Origin of the sequence: Seonamhaeicola sp. S2-3, assembly GCF_001971785.1 — a bacterium.
Lineage (GTDB): Bacteria > Bacteroidota > Bacteroidia > Flavobacteriales > Flavobacteriaceae > Seonamhaeicola.
This window is the reverse complement of sequence record NZ_CP019389.1, coordinates 1,158,787-1,178,401: the sequence shown is the minus strand read 5'-3', so window position 1 is coordinate 1,178,401 and position 19,615 is coordinate 1,158,787. Positions and strand designations below refer to the sequence as shown.

The following is a 19,615-nucleotide window of genomic DNA, read 5'->3' as shown; positions in this document are numbered from 1 at the left end:
GGCAACTTATAAATCAAGAATTTTAACTTCTTGCCCCTCTTTTACACTTCTTGCACCTTCATTAATAATTTCCATATTACTGGTTAAACCAGATAAAATTTCAATGTGGTCACCTTGTGTTTTACCAGTAGTAATAATTACGCGTTCTACTTTTGCGTGGTCTTCATTTTTATCGGTAATAGTGTAAACATATTGCTCACCTTCAGCATTTTCTGAAATGATACTTAAAGGAATTAAAATGGCTTTTTCATTGGTGTAATCATTTATTTTAAGTTTTGCAGTAAGGTTAGGCTTTATTAAATTAGCTTTATTAGTGATAGGTACTTGTATTTTAAAAGTTCTATTGGCAGGATTGATAAAACTACCTGCTTGACGAACTTTGGTATCAACTACTTTATCAAGAATTGGAAATTCTACCTTCACATTTTTACCAGTGGTAATACTGGTTATGTAAAGCTCTGGCACATCGGTTTCAATATACATGTCTTTTAAATTTACAATTCTAAAAAGAGCAGATTGACCTGGTGAAACCAGAGTTCCTTCATCTGTAATAATATCATCAATAATACCAGTAAATGGTGCTCTAACAGTGGTTTTTGCTAGTTGTTCTTTAAGTTGTTTTGTAGCTTGAAGTTGGGCTTCGTAATTGGCTTTGGCTTGAAGGTATTGTAACTCGCTACCAATTTTTTGTTTCCAAAGACGTTCTTGACGCTCAAAAGTGGTTTTTGCTAAATCTGTTTGAATTTGTAATTGAGAAAGTTGCATACTTAAACCACCATCATCAATTTTGGCTAATAATTGTCCTTTAGTAACACCTTGCCCTTCTTTTACATAAATTTTGGTTAATACACCGCTAAATTCTGCATTGATAACCACATTTTGATTGGTACTTACATTACCTTGTAATTCAACGTAATGTTTAAAAACCTGTTCTTGGGTTTTAAAAGTGGTAACTAAAGGAATTTTATGTTGTGGGTCTAATTCTTTAATTTTTTCTTCTAATTGTTTTATTTCGGTATCTATTTCTTGAAGATTTGTTTCTAGTTCTAATTTCTTTTTTCTTATTTCTGTAATATCATTAGATGCAATAATATCTTCAATAGATTTATTTTTATCTCCACAGCTACTTAAAATCACCGTAAAAATTATTATTGGAATGTAAAATTTGGTTTTCATTATTTATGGTTTAAAGGCGTGTTTAATACTTTATCTAATTCTGCTTTATTGTTAATTAAGTCTAGCATTGCTTGTAAAAATTCTTGCTGAGATGCGTAGAGCTGTGTTTGCGCTTGTCTTAAGTCAAAGCTAGAAGAAATACCTTCAAAAAACTTGGTTTGGTTTTTTTGTTCTATGCGTTCTGCCAGTGCCAAATTTTGTTTTTTGTTTTCATATTCTTCAATAGAAAACAGGTAGTTGCTTTTAGCTTGAGATATTTCTAATTTTAATTGTTGTTTGGTGTTTTCAAAATCGTTTTTAGCTTTTTCTAAATTAATTTTAGCTTTTTGGGTAGCTGCACTTTTGCCCAATGAACTAAAAATGGGAATATTCATGGTTACCCCAAAAAGAGAAGCTCCGTACCAATCTTGTTCTTTTTTTAAAAAATTAAATTGCTCGCCGTATCCGTTATAACTACCGTTAACAAAGGCGTTTAAAGTTGGTAGGGCTTTGCTTTTTTCTAATTTTAAAAGCAGCTCGTTAGAACGAATGTTGTTAGTGGCTATTTTATAATCTATATTATTTTCAACAGCGTTTTCGTTTTCAAAAATATTTAGAGTAATATTTTCTGACGCTAAACTTTCTAGAGAATCTGTTAGGGTTATTTTATCCTGAACATCTATACCCAAAGTTATATTTAGCATTTGGTAAGCTATGTTTTTTAAACGTTGGGTGTTTTTTAAATTACTTTGCACACTAGATAATGTGATTTGTAATTGTTCTACACTTTCTTCTTCTTCAAGACCGTTTTCATAAATCTTAGTTATTTCATCTAAGTTTTTTTGTAAAACGTCAATGTTTCTTTTTAAAATATTAATGCTTTCTTCTGCAAGTAGTACGTTGCCGTAGGCGTTAATAACGGCTTGTCTAATTTCTAAATCGGTTTTTTCTTTGGCGTTTTTAGAGATTTCTAAATACACTTTAGCCGATTGTAAACCAACTAAGTAAGAACCATCAAATATTTTTTGAGAAAGTGTAGCGGTAGCAGTTAAAGATTGTTTAGTGGTAAAAACGGCTTCTGCATATTCTCCTGGGTTACCACCAAAAAATTCGGCAGGAATAAGAGATATTTGTTGTTTTAGCCAATGATTATAATCTATACTAGCATTAATTTGCGGTAAACCTGTAGAGGTTGTTTCCCATTTTTGTTTTTTGGCAGCTTCAATATCAAGAGCAGCATTTTGCACGGTTCTGTTGTGCTCTAATGCGTAATCTATAGCTTCCTGTAAAGAAAAACTAAGGCTATTTTCTTGCGAAAAAAGCCCGAAACTACTTAATAAACTAAAAAATAAAATTAGTCTGTTTTTCATGTTTTTATGATTGATTAGAATTGATGTGGTCATTTAAAATGTCTAGTCCTTTGGGAGTGCAAATACCACGTAAATGATATTCTATATGGTTATTCATAAGCATTGACATGGTGAATTTGTCTTTAGGAAAAAGGTTGTTGTCTTTTATAATCATCATAGAATTAAAATAAATCCTAGAAATGAAATCTATATTAATGTTCTCTCTATAAAGTCCTTCTGCTACGCCACGTTCTAAATTTCTTATAACGCACCCTCGCATAACATCAAATTGTTTGTTTTTTAACGAGTTGTAAATTTTAGGATAGTATTTTTGTAGCTGGTATTGAGGCGAAGACTTTTCATTTTTAAGGTGCTTCATCACAAATTGCTTAATAGTATATATTTCTTCAATGGGGTTTTTGTTTAGCTCACAAATGCATGCAATGCCATTTGATATAGACTCAAACAAGCGCATTGTAGTTGCTTGTACTAGTTTAGTTTTATTAGCAAAATGAACATAAATGGTTTTTTTAGATATGCCCAAATTGTTAGCAATATCGTCCATTGTTATGCTTTTAAACCCATAGTTTAAAAATAACTCTCCAGCCTTATGTATAATTTTTTCTCTCATTTTCAGAGCGCAAATATAGGCAGGAAACTTTAAAAACCAATAAAGTTTCCTAAGTTTTATCTTTTTTTAACACTTAGTTTACTTTAATCCTTTTTTATACAATGAATTCATTTATTTTTGTTCTATGCTATCCATAGAAAAATACCAACAAGAATTTGTTTTCTTTCTAAAAAATTATCAGATAAAAAAAGAGCCTAAAGGGTTGTATAAACCCATTGAGTATATTTTAAATTTAGGAGGAAAGCGGTTACGTCCTGTATTAACATTAATGACTACCGATATTTTTGGCGGTAATTATAAAGAAGCTTTACATGCAGCTTTAAGTGTTGAGGTTTTTCATAATTTTTCTTTAGTACATGATGATATTATGGATGATGCACCATTAAGACGAGGCAAAGAAACTGTTCATGAAAAGTGGGATGTAAATACAGGAATTCTATCTGGTGATGCTATGTTAATTATGGCATATCAACTATTTGAAAATTACCAAGCCAGTACATTTCAAAGTTTAGCTAAGTTGTTTAGTAAAACTGCTTTAGAGGTTTGTGAAGGGCAACAATACGATGTAGATTTTGAAACCAGAAATGATGTTACTATTACAGAGTATTTAAAAATGATAGAATACAAAACGTCTGTTTTAGTAGCAGCAGCAATGAAAATGGGAGCCATTGTAGCAGGGGCTTCTAAAGAAGATCAAAATAATATTTACGAATTTGGAAGAAACTTAGGAATAGCATTTCAGCTACAAGATGATTATTTAGATGCTTTTGGAAACCCAGAAACCTTTGGAAAACAAGTGGGTGGCGATATTATTGAAAATAAAAAAACCTATTTATACTTAAAAGCTTTAGAGTTTTCTTCTGAAAAAGAACAACAGCATTTAAAGCATCTTTATAATATTGAAACCAATAAAACCGATGAAAAAATATTTGCGGTTAAAGAACTGTTTAAATCATCTGGAGCATCTAAAGCCACAAAACAAGCTATTTTAGATTATACAAATAAAGCTTTTTTAGTACTTGAAAGTTTAAATATTTCTGAAGCTAAAAAACAACTTTTAAAAGAATTTGGCACCAGTTTAATGAGTAGAAACGTATAATGCAACTTCCTACAACTTTTGATGATTTAGTTGAAGAGGCTAATAAATTAAACTTGTATAAAAAGTTAATTCTTCAATTAAACAAAGACTTTCAATTAGCTAATATAGATTTAGATTTTCATGAGGATATCTTGCCTACAAGTTTAAAATTATTGCTTCATGAAACCATTTACAAGCTTATTCAAGAAAAGTTTTCAGAATACTTAAATCTATTATATATAATTGATGTTTCTGAAAAAGCAATTAGGGCTTTAAACGGTGATGATACTTTAAAACTAGCAGAAGAGGTGTCGTTTTTAATATTAAGGCGCGAGTGGCAGAAAGTGTGGTTTCGCAATTGCTATTAATTAGTTTGAAACAACACCACTTCTGGTTTCTAGTTTAGCTAAAGCTTTGTTCTAATTTTTTAGCCTTAGGGTGTAAAATATTATTTTCTAAATGAATATGTTGGTGCAAATCTTGTTCAAATTCATCTAGTTTAGCGTAAAGCGCTTTAAAAGTGTTACAAGCCCCTTCTGGAGGTGTATAATTGTTAGTTAATTTGGCTATTTTTTTAAAAATATTGCCAGCTGTTTCATGCTCCTCTTCCATCATTTTTATAGGATTATTAACGGTTTCAAAAGGAGGTTTTGTTAACTCTAAATCTTCATTTTTATATTTTAATAATTTTTTAATGTATGGAAATAGTATGATTTCTTCTTTTTTTAAGTGTGCTGCCAACTCATTAGCAACTTCAGTAAAGAGTTTGTTAATTTCAATTACTTCGGTGTAATGATGCCCATGAACTTTGGCTACTTTGTTAGAGTATTGTAAAATTAAAGGTATAGATTCTTCTACATAAGCATGATGTACGTTGATAATATGATCTATTAAAAAGTCTAATTTCCATGAGTTGTAATTATAAGATTTTGGGGCATCATCTACTTGTAAGAGTTCGTTTTTAAGTGTTTGATAATCTAGTTGTTTTTTTTCGCAAGCTTTTTCAATGGTTATACCGCCACCACAACAAAAGTCTATGCCGTGTTTTTTAAATACATGAGCGGTTTTAATATTTTCTGCTACTACTTCTGCAACTGTTTTATTTTCGATTGTTTTCATAGTTTTAATTTAATAAAAGACATTTTTATCTTTTTTATTTTGATATCAAAGGTAGTAAGTTTAATGAAATAAAAACATGACATTTGTTATTTTTTTGCGTTAAAAATCTTTTTTTCTGGATTTAAAAACAATTCTTGTTATTGGTAAAATAACCCAAAATGAAAGTGTTAAAAGGGAAATAATGAGTCCGAAATTAGTACCAAAAAACTTTTTAAATATGGCGCCAGTGTATCCTAGTAGAGCCGAAATATCTAATTTTAAAAGGATAAGTGTTCTTGATAAATCTATAGGGTTTAGCATGGTGCCTATTAAGGATAATTTATCTAACGGATAATCTTCAAAAATAATTAAGGACATTAAAAAGATACCATCATAAATAATAGCTAAAAATAGCCATAACAGAATTGCATACCCAAAACCTTTAATTTTATTTTCGTTAGATAAGGCTATATTAAATGCTAATGCTGTAAAAATAAAGGTAAGGAAAGTACCTGTTATTAGCAATAATAAAAAATCCCAAATGGCAGACGATTTAAATAGTCCATAAAGTATAAAAGGAATACCTAGGCCTAAAATTAAACTCATAGAAAGTGAAATTGCCACACCTAAATATTGCCCTAAAAAAATAGATGATCGTTTTAATGGTTGTGCTAATAATAATTCGGTAAATTCTTTTGAATTGTAGTAATACATTACACCAAATATGGTGCCTATTAGCGGCACTAAAATAATAATAACGTTCATTAGGGTTATAACTGCTTTAGAAAGATTGTGGTTTAGAAATAATAACACAATTCCTAGCAACAAATAAAAAGCAAAATAAACGTAACTCCAGCGGCTACGCATTAAATCGAAAAAACTATATTTTAATATTTTAAGCATGGTTATTTGTTAAAATTGATGCAATGGCGTGTTCAAAATCTGGCTGATTGGTCTTGGTTTTTAGATTAGAGATGCTTCCTTTAAAATAAATTTTACCTTCAAGAAGAAACACAATTTCATCAGACACTTCTTCAACAAAACTCATAATATGAGAGGTTATTAAAATTGTTTTTCCTTTAGCCTTTTCTTTTTGAATAAGTTCTTTTAATCTAATTAATGAAATAGGGTCAAGCCCTGTTGTGGGTTCATCTAGAATAATTAAAGGACTATCAAACATAAAGGTTAGTACTATATTTACTTTTTGTTTAGTGCCACCAGAGAGGTTTCCTAGTTTTTTATCTAAAAAAGGTTCTAGTTCAAAAGTGTTGATTAAGTCTTTATCTGTTTCAGTTTTCCAGCGTAAATCTTTAATCATTTTAATTAGCTCCTTAACTCGTAAATTATTTGGGAAATTGGCTATTTGTGGTAGGTAATCTATTTTATGTTTGTAGCTAGCATTGTTTTTTATGTTTTCTCCCAGAACAGAAATTTCACCTTTATTGGGAACAACCATTCCAAGAATAGACTTAATAAGCGTAGTTTTACCAGAACCATTTGGTCCTAAAACCGCAAAAATTCCGCCTTTGTTAATGGTTAAATCTACACCGCTTAGCACTACATTTTTATTAAATTTTTTATGTAGATTTTTAATAGTTACCATGTTATTTTTTTTGTTGCTGGGTTGTTGTCTAATAGGTTATTGGGCGTAAAAACAGGAGATACTTTTTCTGAAAAATCAATAATATCTATAAATAAACTGCGCAATAAAATAATGGTTTCTGGTGTGCGGTTTACTACATAAGAAAATAGTTTTACAGGGCGATATGGTACATCGCCAATACCATCTTTATTTAAATCGTAACCCGTGTAACTGCTCCAATAATTTTTATCGAAAATATTATCATTTACTTTGCTGTTATACGCAATATCAAAAGAGTTATACAAAAAATTATTTTCTAAAAAACTGTTAGTATAGCAGGCGCCTCTTACTTTTATAGCCCACCCATTATTAATAAAATTGTTGTTTTTATAAATAATACGGTTAGAGCCTTCAATATTAATGCCTATGGTGTTTTCATTAAATGTATTGCCAATAATTTCGGCATCGTTAATTTCTTTTAATAGCATGCCGTACGACGCCGTACCCCAATTTTCTTTAAAAATATTGTTGTACATTTTAATATGTTTAGAGAACATAACAGCAACACCTGCTCCGTTATTTTCAAAGGTATTATCTTGATAACTATCGTTATTAGAAAACATAAAATGTAAACCATAACGCAGGTTATTAGAGCTTACATTATTTTTAATTAAGCAATTATTAGCAAACTCTAAATAAATGCCATCTCTAACATTTTGAACATAATTATGCTCTATTTCAATATGGTTGCTATACCAAAGTTGAATGCCGTTACCAGAGTTATACTCTTCAACTGCATCGCCAATTATCTTATTATGGTAAACTTTTCCATGATTAGCTTTTTCTAAATAAATGCCAAAAAAGAGTTTTTCTAGCACTAAATTTTTAATTGTAAAATATTTGCTTTTTTGAACTCTAATAGCTGCAAAATCTTCAGTATAACTTGTTCCTACATTTATTATAAACAGACCATCAACTGTTACATTATTTGAAGTAATTGTGATAATTTCTCCTTTTAATTCACCATCTATAATAGGGTAGTTTTCACCAACTATGGTTAAGGGTTTATCAATTACAATATTATATTCTTTGTAGGTGCCTTTTTTTACAGAAATAGTATCAAAATCATGTGCTGTTTTAATAGCTTTTTTTAATGAGTTTATAGCGCAAGAATTACAAACTGTTATTGTTTTGGCATGTAGTAGCGTGTTGCTATAACACAAATACATAGTTAGTAACAATATGTAGTTTAATAGTTTCATAATAATCCTCCAGATCTGGCACTAAAACCAACTAATACAAATAGCACAGAAACAATTGTTACGGAAATTATATGAAGCGCTAATGGTTTTAAAGCGCGTTTTGGTATTAAAAAAAATCTTGCATGCACTGCAAGAATTACGGTGCATAACAGCAATATTAGTTTAATGTAAATATGTTTGTTAAAATGATTTGAAAAATTAAAAGTAAGAAAACCATCTTCTGCATATTGAGTTGCCATATAAACTCCAGAAACTACTAATGTTAGTAATGCGGGAATACCAATTTTTTCATATTTACTTTCAAAAGATTCTATAATATTAAAGTCATTTTTCCGTAAAGCCTTAGGTAAAAAAGTTAAGGTTAAAATAAGATGTCCACCCGTCCAAATTGTTGCGGCAAGGATATGAATAAAAACAACTAATTTGAGTATCATTTTTAAAACAACTATTAATTTTGAAATTTAGTTAACAACGCTTCCCAACTGTAAAGTTTACCTCCTTTGTCTGCTTTAATTTTTGCAGCATCTTCTTTGGTTTTGAAAGCAGAAAGAAAAGCTCCCATAGGACTTGGTACATTTTTACTTATTAAAAAAGTTGCATTTGTAGCATCAATAAGCGTTTCTGGCTCTAGGTAATTGTTTGATAAGTAGAGTGCAATTTCAGAAGTATCAAATTCTTTCATAAAATGTATCATACATTCTGTAGCATCAAACTTGTAAACTTTCCCTTTTTTTGTAACTATTTCTGCTGCATGAACTTTATCTACAATAGTCATTTTACAGAAATGGCAACCATCGTTTCCGTAATCAATAGGTTTAGGAGAAACATTACAACCAAAAACTGTAAATAATAGTAATGATATTGAAAAGAGTTTTAGTGTTTGCATAATTTTAGTGCTTTAAGTTGGTAGTAATTATTACATAAATTACACTGTTTTATGGTTTTTCTTTCCAGTTAAATAGGCTATAAATGAAGCAGCAATTCCTAGTCCTAAAAATAACGCCCCAAGTCTTGGGTAAGAATGTGCTGTAAAATTCAAAATATCTTTAGTGCCAAAAAGCGGAGGTTGAAACCCCATAATAGAACCGTCAGGATTGGTAAATTTCATTATGGCTTTAGGGTCTAAGTTATGGCCATAATCGTGTTCCCAGATATAAAAATCGTAAAGCCCCGCACTACTTAAAACAATCATTAAAATAAACCAAAACAAAAACCATTTATAGTTTCCTTTAAAAGCTATTATTAGTCCAATAACAGTTGTGATAATAATACCTAACGGAAAAATTTTAAACTCTGGAATGGCATCTGGAATATATTTCATGCCAACATAATGATTCATTAAGTTGATGTTTTTAATGTCATGTGGGTGAACATCCGAAAAATCATTAATATGGATATTCATAGCAAGAGGTGTTGGGTATTGTGGTGCTTCTAAGGTAATTCTCCAAAGCGGAAATAAGAATAAACCTAAAGGAAGAATAGCAGCAAGAAGCATGATGATATTAGACTTTTTCATCGTATAAAATTTAGTGGTTTTGTTTTAATAGTGTTTTAAAAAGAAAGGCGAGAGCGAAAAAACTCTCGCCTTTTTCTAGGAAAATAAACACTAAAACAAAATTTTCCTAAGTTTTAATTACTCTATGTCTTCACCAAGAGACCAACGTAATGGTGTGTTTGCGTTGGCAGCAGATACTCTTACATATCCTTGCATTTCTTGATGTAATGCAGAGCAGAAATCTGTACAATAAAATGGCCATACACCAACTTGTTTTGGTTCCCATTTAAAGGTTTCAGTTTGCCCTGGCATAATTAGTAGTTCTGAAGTATTGGCTCCAATCATACTTACTCCGTGAGGTACATCGTAATCTTGCTCTAAATTAGTTACGTGGAAGTACACTTCATCTCCAACCTTAATGCCTTCAATATTATCAGGAGAGAAGTGACTGCGTATCATGGTCATATATACATGTACAGTGTTGCCATCTCTAACAACTTTGGTGTCTGCTTCACTTTTAGTTGCATATGGGTGATTGTTTTCTTCTAATTTAAATATTTTTTTAGAACGAGGTTTTATTAAATCTGCAGGACATCCAGCTGCGTAATGAGGTTCTCCAATTGTTGGAAAATCTAAAAGCAATTCCATTTTATCGCCAGAAATATCATATAATTGCGCAGATTGTGTTACTTCAGGGCCTGTTGGTAAATAGCGGTCTTTAGTAATTTTATTCATGGCAAGTACATATTTACCCCAAGGTTTTTGCGAGTTTCCTCCCGGAATCATTAAGTGCCCAACAGAGTAGTAACAAGGTTGTCTATCAACAACTTCCCAAGTTTCTAATTTCCATTTTACAACTTCTGAAGAAATAAAGAACGTAGTATAAGCATTTCCTTTACCATCAAATTCTGTATGCAGAGGTCCTAAACCAGGTTGTTCTACAACGCCAGCTAAAACATCTTCAAAGTTAATAATAGGAATACCATAAGCATCACCAGCAAATTTTTTGTTTTCAATGGCATCAAGCATTTTGGTAAATGAATGAACTGTTAAATTAGCCGAAAGTTTTCCGTTACCAACAATGTATTCTCCCGAAGGATCTACATCACAACCGTGAGGCGATTTTGGAGTAGGTAATAAGTAAACAGCACCTGGAACATCTAAAGGATTTACTGTAAGTACTTCTTCTTTAATGGTAGAGGTTGCAGAGTGCGTAGATTCATCATAAACATTATGAGCGTATTTAGAAGGCATCATGGTACCGCCACCATTGTTAACATATTCTTCTATTTTCTTCCAATTAACAGCAGCAATAAAATCTTTGTCGTTTTGAGAAGCGTTTACTTCTAAAAGGGTGTTGGCTTCTTCAGAATTATAGGTTGTAAAGAAAAACCAACCATGTGATTTTCCGCGTCCTGGATGCGATAAATCATAATCAAAACCAGGCATAATTAATTGGAATTTTATATCCATATGCCCATGTTCTGGCTCTACAGAAATAAATGTTAAAGCTCCTTTAAAGTTTCCCTTATAATCTTTAATAGGCATATCTTTTTGAGGAATAGGAATAGAGAACCTTGTTCCCGCCACTACATACTCTGTGTTTTCTGTAACAAAAGAAGAACTATGGTTTCCTGCACTATTAGGTACTTCTATTATTTCGGTAGTTTCAAAAGTAGATAAATCAATTTTTGCAATACGTGGTGTATTGTTACCGTTAATAAATACCCAACGCCCATCAATTTCGCCATTTGTTTGAGAAATGTCAGGGTGGTGTGCGTCATCCCAAGGAATAAATCCGTGCGAGGTATTTAACATGGGTTTGGTTTCTTCATTGTAACCCCACGCTTTTTCGGCATCTTGTGAAAATACAGGAATTACCTTAAATAAACGTCCAGAAGGTAGACCGTAAACAGAAAGTTGTCCGCTAAATCCACCAGATATAAATGCGTAAAATTCGTCATGATCACCAGGTTTTACATATACTTTTTCTGCAGCGCTACTAGATAAAGCTCCGGCGTTAGATTTAGAATCATTATTACAACTTGTAAATGCCACAAGAATACCTAATAATGTTACAATGGGTTTTAATACTTTTTTCATTCTTTAACTTGGTTTTAGTTGGTATTTTTATTCAATTGGAGGAAAAAAGCAGTTTGCTATTACGTGTACAATACCGATAGCTTTATATAGGTTATAAATTAGCGCCTCCAATAATGAGCTTGTTGTTATTTTAATGTTCTAAAATATTCAAGAACGGCTCTTGCATCTTCTTCAGGTAGATTTTGATTTGCCATAGGAGAACCGTTAAACTCCATTAATAAAGCCTTAGCTAATGGGTCTTTTTGAGTCATTTCATCTGGGTTCAAAATCATGTTCATTATCCATTCAGGAGATCTACGTTCTAAAATACCTGCTGGTGCTGGACCAATAAACTTTTTATTTGGTCTATGACATGCAGTGCACATTTTTTTATAAACATCAGCGCCATGAGCGGCCATAGTTTCATCTATACTCTCTGGTAATGAAAGCGATTTAATTGGGCCTATACCTTTATTAGTTAAATCTACTTGTTTAGAAGCGGGTATGGTTGCGTCTTTTTTCACTTCTTTTTTCACAGTGGTTTCTTTTTTTTCATAACTGAAACCTTCTTTCTTTTTTTCTTCTTTACCACCACAATTCATTAATATTGCAGTTAATAAGATGGTCATTAATTTTAGTGTTGTTTTCATATAATGTAATATTTAGGAATAGCAAAAGTATGTAGTAAACACACAAAAAAATATGATAAAAATCATATTTAAGATAATTATATCTTCTTTAAATTTGTACAAGATTATTTAAGTATATGTTTTCAAATTCATCAAAATACGCCATTAAAGCTGTGTTGTTTTTAGCATTACATGCTAGTGAAAAAAACAAGGTAATGGTTAAGGATATTGCAAATCCAATCAACGTGCCTTTGGCTTATATAGCTAAATTGCTTCAGCAGTTGGTTAGAGAAAACCTAGTGTCATCAGTTAGAGGGCCTAAGGGAGGGTTTTATTTAAGTGAAGCAAATTTGAACAAATCTGTAATAAATATTATTTATGTAATTGATGGCGAAGAAAAGCTTAATTCTTGTATGTTAAGTTTAAAAAAATGTCATGAAGAAACCCCTTGTCCGTTGCACAATGTACTAAGTGCTTCTAGAAATAATATTTTAAATAAACTTAAAAATATAACTATTAAAGAATTGGCATCTGATGTCAATGAAGGTAATTCATTTCTTCCTCTATGATATCCTCAAAATTTTAATAAATTCTAATTTATAGATTTATTAATAATGTTAAAATTTAATAAAATTAGAGGTGTTCTTATTGCTGATATTTAGCGATTAATAAAAAAACTCTTAAAATCTTAAAAATCACTAACAAATTAACATTTTAAAAAAAGTATTTGCTAAAAGTTAGGGTAGGAGTTATAATTCTTTGATTAGAAACATATAATTTTTATAAAAGTTGTATTTTTGGAGAATGTTTTTTCAAGAAGAGAATAGGATAGAATAATGGATAAATTTTCCTTTTTAAACGCAGCACACACAGCGTATTTTGCTGATTTGTACGAGCAGTATTTGCAAAACCCTGATAGTGTAGAACCTAGTTGGAGAGCCTTTTTTCAAGGGTATGATTTTGGTAGTGAAAACTACGGGTTAGATGGTGAAATTGTTGAAGGTGTATCGGCTCAAATGCCAGAGCATTTACAAAAAGAATTTCAAGTAGTTAAACTTATTGATGGGTACAGAATGCGAGGGCATTTGTTTACAAAAACTAATCCCGTAAGAGAAAGACGCACCTATACCCCAACCTTAGAATTAAAAAATTTTGGTCTTTCCGAAAACGATTTAGATACCGTTTTTAATGCCGGAGAAATTCTTGGTTTAGAAGCGCAGCCTTTAAGAGAAATTATAAAACACCTTGAATTAACTTATTGTGATACAATTGGTGTAGAATATATGTATTTGCGTAACCCAGAGGTTATTAAATGGTGGCAAGAAAAGCTTAACTTAAACGATAATCACCCTACGTATTCTGCAGATACTAAAAAATATATACTCTCTAAACTTAATCAAGCGGTTAATTTCGAGAACTTTTTGCAAACTAAATACGTTGGGCAAAAACGTTTTTCGTTAGAAGGGGGTGAAACACTAATACCAGCCATAAGTAATACGCTTTACAATGCTGTAGAAAAATACGGAGTTAAAGAAACCGTATTAGGAATGGCGCATCGTGGGCGTTTAAGTACCTTGGTTAATATTTTTAGAAAGCCATTAAATGAATTATTTAGTGAGTTTGAAGGAAAAGATTTTGAAGATCAAGATATTGATGGTGATGTAAAATATCACTTAGGCTTAACATTAGATAAAACCTATCAAAACGGTAAAACTATTAAGATGAATTTGGTGCCAAATCCATCACATTTAGAAACCGTTGGTCCTGTTGCAGAAGGTATTACAAGAGCAAAAATAGATAGCGATTATGGTGGAGATGATTCTAAAATTCTACCTATTATAGTTCATGGAGACGCCGCTATTGCAGGTCAAGGAATAGTTTATGAAGTGGCTCAAATGAGTCAGTTAAACGGTTATAAAACTGGCGGAACCATTCATATTGTAGTAAATAATCAAATAGGATTTACAACCAATTATTTAGATGCACGTTCTAGTACCTATTGTACAGATGTTGCCAAAGTAACATTGTCTCCTGTAATGCACGTAAATGCCGATGATGCTGAAGCTGTTGTACATGCAATTGAAATGGCGCTAGATTACAGAATGCGTTTTAAAAAAGATGTATATATAGATTTATTAGGTTACAGAAAATATGGTCATAACGAAGGAGATGAACCCAGATTTACACAACCTAAACTGTATAAAAATATAGCAAGACACCCTAATCCTTTCAAAATATATTCAGATAAACTTATTGCAGAAGGAACGGTAGATAAAGCATATGTAGATAGTATTGTAAGTGAGTTTAAGAACACGCTTGAAAGTGAGTATGAAAAGGCTAAAGAGGCAGAATCCTCTAAAGTTAGAGAGTTCATGCAAGAACGTTGGGCAAATTTTAAGCGTAGAGGCTTAGATGCAATGCTAGAACCAGCAGAAACAAAATATCCAGAAAATAATTTAAAGTCTATCTCAAAAGTAGTTTCAACAGTACCAGAAGGTGTTAAGTTTTTACGTAAAGCAGAACGAATTTTACAAGGACGCCAAAAGATGGTTTTTGAAACTGATACATTAGATTGGGGAATGGCAGAAACATTAGCTTATGGAAGCTTATTAGAAGAAGGATTTAATGTTAGAATTTCTGGGCAAGATGTTGAGCGCGGTACCTTCAGTCACCGTCATGCTATTTTACGTGATGAAATTTCAGAAGAACGTATCAATTTATTAAACACCAACCCCAATAATAAAGGCGAAATGTATATCTACAATTCGTCCCTTTCAGAATACGGTGTATTAGGATTTGATTATGGGTACGCCATGGCAAATCCAAACACATTAACCATTTGGGAAGCACAGTTTGGAGATTTTAGTAACGGAGCACAAATTATATTCGATCAATATTTATCAGCAGCTGAAGATAAATGGAAAGTACAAAATGGGGTTGTAGTACTATTGCCTCATGGTTATGAGGGACAAGGGTCTGAGCATTCTTCCGCAAGAATGGAACGTTACTTACAACTTTGTGCTAATGATAATATGATAGTAGCCGACTGTACCACGCCTGCAAACTTTTTCCATTTATTACGCCGACAAATGAAACGTGATTTTAGAAAGCCGTTGATTGTTTTTACCCCTAAAAGTTTATTAAGGCATCCAAAAGCAGTTTCCTCAATTAAAGAATTAGCTACCGGAGAATTTCAAGAAGTTATAGATGACACTATAAACCCAGATAAGGTTAAAAAATTAGTTTTCTGTACAGGTAAATTCTATTATGAGCTATTAACTGAGCGTGAAACTTTAAATAGAGATGATGTAGCTATTGTGAGAATAGAACAACTATTTCCTCTTCATTTAGAAAAGATTCAACAAATTATTGATAAATATCCTAATGTTGAAAAATACATTTGGGCTCAAGAAGAACCAAGAAACATGGGGGCTTGGAGTTTTATGGCACAACGATTAGATTTAGTTAAATTAGAAGCTTGTACCAGAAATTATAACTCGGTTCCTGCACCAGGTTCTAGCGCTAGAGATAAAGCAAGACAGCGTAAAGTTTTAGAAAACGTTTTCAGTATTTAAAATAAAAAAAAAGAAAAATTATAATTAAAATTATTACAGATGATTTTAGAAATGAAAGTACCATCACCAGGAGAGTCTATCACAGAAGTAGAAATAGCTACTTGGTTAGTAGAAGATGGTGATTATGTAGAAAAAGACCAAGCTATTGCAGAAGTAGATAGTGATAAGGCAACTCTTGAGCTTCCAGCAGAAGCAAGTGGTACTATTACCCTAAAAGCAGAAGAAGGAGATGCTGTAGCAGTTGGAGCTGTAGTTTGTCATATTGATACAAGCGCTGAAAAACCAGAAGGAGATGCGCCTACAAAAGAAGCTGTTAAAGAAGAAACTCCAAAAACCGAAACACCTTCGGCACCTGCTACACAAACAGCTACTTATGCTACAGGTAGTGCAAGTCCTGCAGCAAAAAAGATTTTGGCTGAAAAAGGTATAGAGGCATCAGTTATTAAAGGAACTGGTAAAGATGGTAGAGTTACAAAAGAAGATGCTATAAAAGCTGTTCCTTCAATGGGAACACCAACAGGAGGTAACCGTGGTACTTCTAGAAGTAAAATGTCTATGTTACGCCGTAAAGTAGCAGAACGTTTAGTAGAAGCTAAAAATACAACAGCAATGTTAACCACATTTAATGAGGTTGATATGTCTCCAATTTTTGCTCTAAGAAGTGAATATAAAGAAACCTTTAAAGCTAAACATGGAGTTAGCTTAGGGTTTATGAGTTTCTTTACTTTAGCTGTGGTTCGTGCTTTAAAAATGTATCCTGCTGTAAATTCTATGATTGACGGTAAAGAAATGATTTCTTATGATTTTTGTGACATAAGTATTGCCGTTTCTGGTCCTAAAGGTCTTATGGTACCAGTAATTAGAAATGCTGAAAATTTAAGCTTTAGAGGTGTAGAATCTGAAGTAAAACGATTAGCTATTCGTGCAAGAGAAGGACAAATAACTGTTGATGAAATGACAGGTGGTACTTTTACAATTACCAATGGAGGTGTTTTTGGTAGTATGTTATCTACACCAATTATTAATCCGCCACAAAGTGGTATTTTAGGAATGCACAATATTGTAGAGCGTCCTGTTGCTGTTGATGGTAAAGTTGAAATTAGACCAATTATGTACGTTGCATTATCATATGACCATAGAATAATTGATGGAAAAGAGAGTGTAGGTTTTTTAGTGGCTGTTAAAGAAGCTTTAGAAAACCCAATTGAAATTTTAATGAACAATGATGTTAAAAAATCATTAGAGCTATAAATTAGCCAATTATATTAAAGAAAAAAGAGATCGTCTAAAAAGCAATTTTTAGACGATTTTTTTTTCAGAATAGATTTTGTTTAGTTTTTGATTTAAAAAAAGGCTTTTTATCATTAGCTAATCAGTTTTATATAGCTAAACTATACTTTTTAAGGTTATGTGCCATTGCAATTAGTTCTATTTCTACATTTACTTTATCGATACCTCTGAGCATAAAGCGTTTTAAGGTTTATGTTTTTAAACTAGCTTCTACATCCCAACAGCGTTGTTTTCGTTTTTTGATACGTTCTTTGCTCGTCTTTTAAGAATAGTACACCTTCTTCTGCAAGCAAAATGACAACTTGAAGGAAGATTTTCTTTAAATGATTTTGTAAACGTTTGTTTGTAAAATCGTTTATTGTATTATGGTCTGGTTTGCTTTGACCATTAAGCACATAAAATGAATGTTCTCATAAATAAAAGGCTTGTTCTGTTTTTCTTGAGGAATAAAGATTATGTAAATAGCCATAAATAATTACCTTGAGTAAGATTTGTGGATGATAACTAGAGGTGCCACCGTCTTTATAGCTTGCTTCTAAAGCGTAATATCTGAATGATTAATAATTGTATTTACGATTTGAACAGGATGATGCTATGGAACTAAATCATCATAACTTGGGACAACAGACAAAGCAGGTCTTAGTTATAGGACTTGAAAACTACTTTTTTTACACATTCTTAAAGTTAAAAAAATAACTAAAAAAAATGCAAAAAAAAAGACTGTCTGAAAAGGCAGCCTCTTTTTTATAGATTAAAATCATTATTTTTGGTTTCATTTAAATTTATAACCATGTACGAGATTATACTTAATTTACATTCTTATTGGGCATACGTAGTGCTTTTAATATTAGTTATAGCTACTTTTAATGCCATTATAAAATCTGCTGGAGCCAAAGAATATAGTGCCAATGATTTTAGAATATCTTTGTTTACATTAATAGTTTCTCACATTCAACTTTTAGTAGGCTTAATACTCTATTTTGTATCACCAAGATTTGCTTTATGGAGTGAATTAGGTGGAGGTGTAATGAGTAACAGTTTAGCGCGTTTATTTCTAGTAGAACATCCATTAGTAAACATAATTGCCGTAACATTAATTACTATTGGATATTCTAAACACAAAAAGAAATTAACTTCTAAGGCAAAGTTAAAAACCATTGCTGTTTTTTACGCCATTGCCTTAGTGTTACTTTTATCTAGAATCCCTTGGAGTACTTGGATGGGTTAAAAATCATTTTTTAACCTCCTTAATTAAATAAACATACACAGGAAAGTGATCGCTAAAACCATTAGTGAAACTACCATTTGCAAAACTTCTAAAAGGGTAGCCTTTGTACTGCCCTTTTTTTGTTATTAAATAATTTTTATTAAAAATGCCTGCTTTATAAAACCTAAATGATGAAAAATCTTTTTCAAGTAGTGGTTTGGTAATAAGTATTTGGTCAAATAAACTCCAAGCATCTCTATAAGCGGTAGTCCCTAATCCGTCTTTAAAGTAATTTTCATAAGGATTGTAAATACCTTTAAGTCCAACTTTTGTTCTATCGTTTTTGGCTTTTAAAACCTTTTTCACACTCTCGTTGATGGGGTCATCATTTAAATCGCCCATAACTAAAATTTTAGCGTAAGGGTCATTAGACTGTAAAGAATCTACAAGGCGTTTAGTAAGTTTAGCAGCAGCTACACGTTTGGGTCTACTTCTAGCTTCACCGCCACTTCTAGAAGGCCAATGGTTAACAATTATATGTATAAGGTCACCTTCTAACTCACCACTTACTAATAATTGGTCTCTGGTATAAACTCTTTTTTTAGATAAATCATCAAATATTTTTAACTCGTGACTACTAGTAGATGTTGGTTTAAAAAGCTTTTTTTGGTATAGTAGCGCTACATCTATACCACGAGCATCTGGTGAGTGATAATGCACAATGCCATAATCTTTTTCTATTAGCATGGGGTCATTCACAACATCTTCAATAACTTTTCTGTTTTCAACCTCAGAAATACCAATAATAGCAGGAGAGTTATGGGTAACTTCTTGCCCAATATCTGCAATAACTTTAGCCATATTGCTTACTTTTTTCTTATAAACCTCCTCTCTATTTGTTTTTAACTCCATCATAGGGCTGGCTTCGTCAAACTTCGTGGGGTCGTTTTCGGTATCAAATAAGTTTTCTAAATTATAAAAAGCAATAGTGTGTACTTTGTACGTTTTTTTGTCTTGTGTGTAACTAGTTAAACTACATAAAGAAATTAGACCAAGAAGAATAAATTTTAGATATCTCATTAAAGAAAAGTTATGTTATTGTTATTTTGATTACAAATTTTAAGCCAAAAGTAAATATTTACTTTAAATAGCTTAAATTTGGCAATATTAAATAATCATTAT

Annotated in this window: 21 protein-coding genes; 6 read left to right on the top strand and 15 right to left on the bottom strand. The window is 31.6% G+C overall.

The features are described 5' to 3' along the window. Positions 1–6 precede the first annotated feature (6 nt). From BWZ22_RS05590 to BWZ22_RS05580, 3 genes are read right to left on the bottom strand one after another with little or no spacing between them, the layout of a single operon-like run. A complete protein-coding gene (locus BWZ22_RS05590) occupies positions 7–1,176 on the bottom strand; it encodes an efflux RND transporter periplasmic adaptor subunit (protein ID WP_076698550.1) in 1,170 nt (389 codons plus the stop codon). Beyond that, positions 1,176–2,525 (bottom strand): TolC family protein, encoded by a 1,350-nt coding sequence (locus BWZ22_RS05585; protein WP_076702313.1) that lies wholly within the window; start codon positions 2,523–2,525, stop codon positions 1,176–1,178. Before BWZ22_RS05585 ends, BWZ22_RS05590 begins: the two co-directional genes overlap by 1 nt. Positions 2,526–2,529: 4 nt before the next feature. Next, on the bottom strand, positions 2,530–3,135 hold the full coding sequence (locus BWZ22_RS05580) for a TetR/AcrR family transcriptional regulator (RefSeq protein ID WP_076698549.1): 606 nt from the start codon (positions 3,133–3,135) through the stop codon (positions 2,530–2,532). Positions 3,136–3,259: 124 nt separating this feature from the next. On the opposite strand from BWZ22_RS05580, the gene BWZ22_RS05575 reads away from it, so the two are divergent. Together BWZ22_RS05575 and BWZ22_RS05570 are read left to right on the top strand one after the other, a co-directional pair. Beyond that, positions 3,260–4,234, top strand: coding sequence for a polyprenyl synthetase family protein (locus BWZ22_RS05575; protein WP_076698547.1), 975 nt, complete (start codon positions 3,260–3,262; stop codon positions 4,232–4,234). Then, entirely contained in the window at positions 4,234–4,581 is a 348-nt protein-coding gene (locus BWZ22_RS05570; RefSeq protein ID WP_076698546.1) for a hypothetical protein, read from the top strand. The genes BWZ22_RS05575 and BWZ22_RS05570 overlap by 1 nt, the downstream gene beginning before the upstream one ends. 34 nt (positions 4,582–4,615) lie before the next feature. Here the strand turns inward: BWZ22_RS05570 and ric are convergent, their stop codons facing one another. The 9 genes from ric to BWZ22_RS05525 all read right to left on the bottom strand — a co-directional run bounded on the left by ric (position 4,616) and on the right by BWZ22_RS05525 (position 12,382). Continuing rightward, complete coding sequence (gene ric, locus BWZ22_RS05565; RefSeq protein WP_076698544.1) at positions 4,616–5,332, bottom strand: iron-sulfur cluster repair di-iron protein; 717 nt, start codon at positions 5,330–5,332, stop codon at positions 4,616–4,618. A 99-nt stretch (positions 5,333–5,431) separates the two neighbouring features. After that, positions 5,432–6,214, bottom strand: a complete 783-nt coding sequence (locus tag BWZ22_RS05560) for an ABC transporter permease (RefSeq protein WP_076698543.1) — start codon at positions 6,212–6,214, stop codon at positions 5,432–5,434. Next, a complete protein-coding gene (locus BWZ22_RS05555; protein ID WP_076698541.1) occupies positions 6,207–6,914 on the bottom strand; it encodes an ABC transporter ATP-binding protein in 708 nt (235 codons plus the stop codon). The genes BWZ22_RS05560 and BWZ22_RS05555 overlap by 8 nt, the downstream gene beginning before the upstream one ends. Next, positions 6,908–8,155 (bottom strand): nitrous oxide reductase family maturation protein NosD, encoded by a 1,248-nt coding sequence (locus BWZ22_RS05550; RefSeq protein WP_076698540.1) that lies wholly within the window; start codon positions 8,153–8,155, stop codon positions 6,908–6,910. The genes BWZ22_RS05555 and BWZ22_RS05550 overlap by 7 nt, the downstream gene beginning before the upstream one ends. Further along, on the bottom strand, positions 8,152–8,589 hold the full coding sequence (locus BWZ22_RS05545; RefSeq protein ID WP_076698538.1) for a CopD family protein: 438 nt from the start codon (positions 8,587–8,589) through the stop codon (positions 8,152–8,154). The genes BWZ22_RS05550 and BWZ22_RS05545 overlap by 4 nt, the downstream gene beginning before the upstream one ends. 14 nt (positions 8,590–8,603) lie before the next feature. Beyond that, entirely contained in the window at positions 8,604–9,041 is a 438-nt protein-coding gene (locus BWZ22_RS05540; RefSeq protein WP_076698537.1) for a nitrous oxide reductase accessory protein NosL, read from the bottom strand. A 39-nt stretch (positions 9,042–9,080) separates the two neighbouring features. Then, on the bottom strand, positions 9,081–9,671 hold the full coding sequence (locus BWZ22_RS05535) for a hypothetical protein (RefSeq protein WP_076698535.1): 591 nt from the start codon (positions 9,669–9,671) through the stop codon (positions 9,081–9,083). A 117-nt stretch (positions 9,672–9,788) separates the two neighbouring features. Then, positions 9,789–11,753, bottom strand: a complete 1,965-nt coding sequence (nosZ, locus tag BWZ22_RS05530) for a Sec-dependent nitrous-oxide reductase (RefSeq protein ID WP_076698534.1) — start codon at positions 11,751–11,753, stop codon at positions 9,789–9,791. A 125-nt stretch (positions 11,754–11,878) separates the two neighbouring features. Next, on the bottom strand, positions 11,879–12,382 hold the full coding sequence (locus tag BWZ22_RS05525; protein WP_076698532.1) for a cytochrome c: 504 nt from the start codon (positions 12,380–12,382) through the stop codon (positions 11,879–11,881). A gap of 116 nt (positions 12,383–12,498) precedes the next feature. Here BWZ22_RS05525 and BWZ22_RS05520 point away from each other — a divergent pair, with 116 nt between their 5' ends. From BWZ22_RS05520 to odhB, 3 genes are all read left to right on the top strand, one after another. Continuing rightward, positions 12,499–12,930 carry an Rrf2 family transcriptional regulator gene (locus tag BWZ22_RS05520; protein ID WP_076698531.1) on the top strand — a complete coding sequence of 144 codons (432 nt, stop codon included), beginning with the start codon at positions 12,499–12,501 and terminating at the stop codon, positions 12,928–12,930. Between the two features lie 267 nt (positions 12,931–13,197). Continuing rightward, positions 13,198–15,936: a 2-oxoglutarate dehydrogenase E1 component gene (locus BWZ22_RS05515; protein ID WP_076698529.1), complete on the top strand. Its 2,739-nt coding sequence runs from the start codon at positions 13,198–13,200 to the stop codon at positions 15,934–15,936. A 39-nt stretch (positions 15,937–15,975) separates the two neighbouring features. Then, positions 15,976–17,187, top strand: a complete 1,212-nt coding sequence (odhB, locus tag BWZ22_RS05510) for a 2-oxoglutarate dehydrogenase complex dihydrolipoyllysine-residue succinyltransferase (protein ID WP_076698528.1) — start codon at positions 15,976–15,978, stop codon at positions 17,185–17,187. A 127-nt stretch (positions 17,188–17,314) separates the two neighbouring features. Here the strand turns inward: odhB and BWZ22_RS17070 are convergent, their stop codons facing one another. Further along, a complete protein-coding gene (locus BWZ22_RS17070) occupies positions 17,315–17,401 on the bottom strand; it encodes a hypothetical protein (RefSeq protein ID WP_198027670.1) in 87 nt (28 codons plus the stop codon). Between the two features lie 235 nt (positions 17,402–17,636). Further along, positions 17,637–17,699 carry a hypothetical protein gene (locus tag BWZ22_RS17065; RefSeq protein ID WP_371326823.1) on the bottom strand — a complete coding sequence of 21 codons (63 nt, stop codon included), beginning with the start codon at positions 17,697–17,699 and terminating at the stop codon, positions 17,637–17,639. 317 nt (positions 17,700–18,016) lie between these two features. Between BWZ22_RS17065 and BWZ22_RS05495 the strand changes: the two genes are divergently transcribed. After that, on the top strand, positions 18,017–18,454 hold the full coding sequence (locus BWZ22_RS05495; protein WP_076698525.1) for a hypothetical protein: 438 nt from the start codon (positions 18,017–18,019) through the stop codon (positions 18,452–18,454). A gap of 3 nt (positions 18,455–18,457) precedes the next feature. Here the strand turns inward: BWZ22_RS05495 and BWZ22_RS05490 are convergent, their stop codons facing one another. Continuing rightward, complete coding sequence (locus tag BWZ22_RS05490; protein ID WP_076698523.1) at positions 18,458–19,513, bottom strand: endonuclease; 1,056 nt, start codon at positions 19,511–19,513, stop codon at positions 18,458–18,460. Between the last annotated feature and the right edge of the window lie 102 nt (positions 19,514–19,615).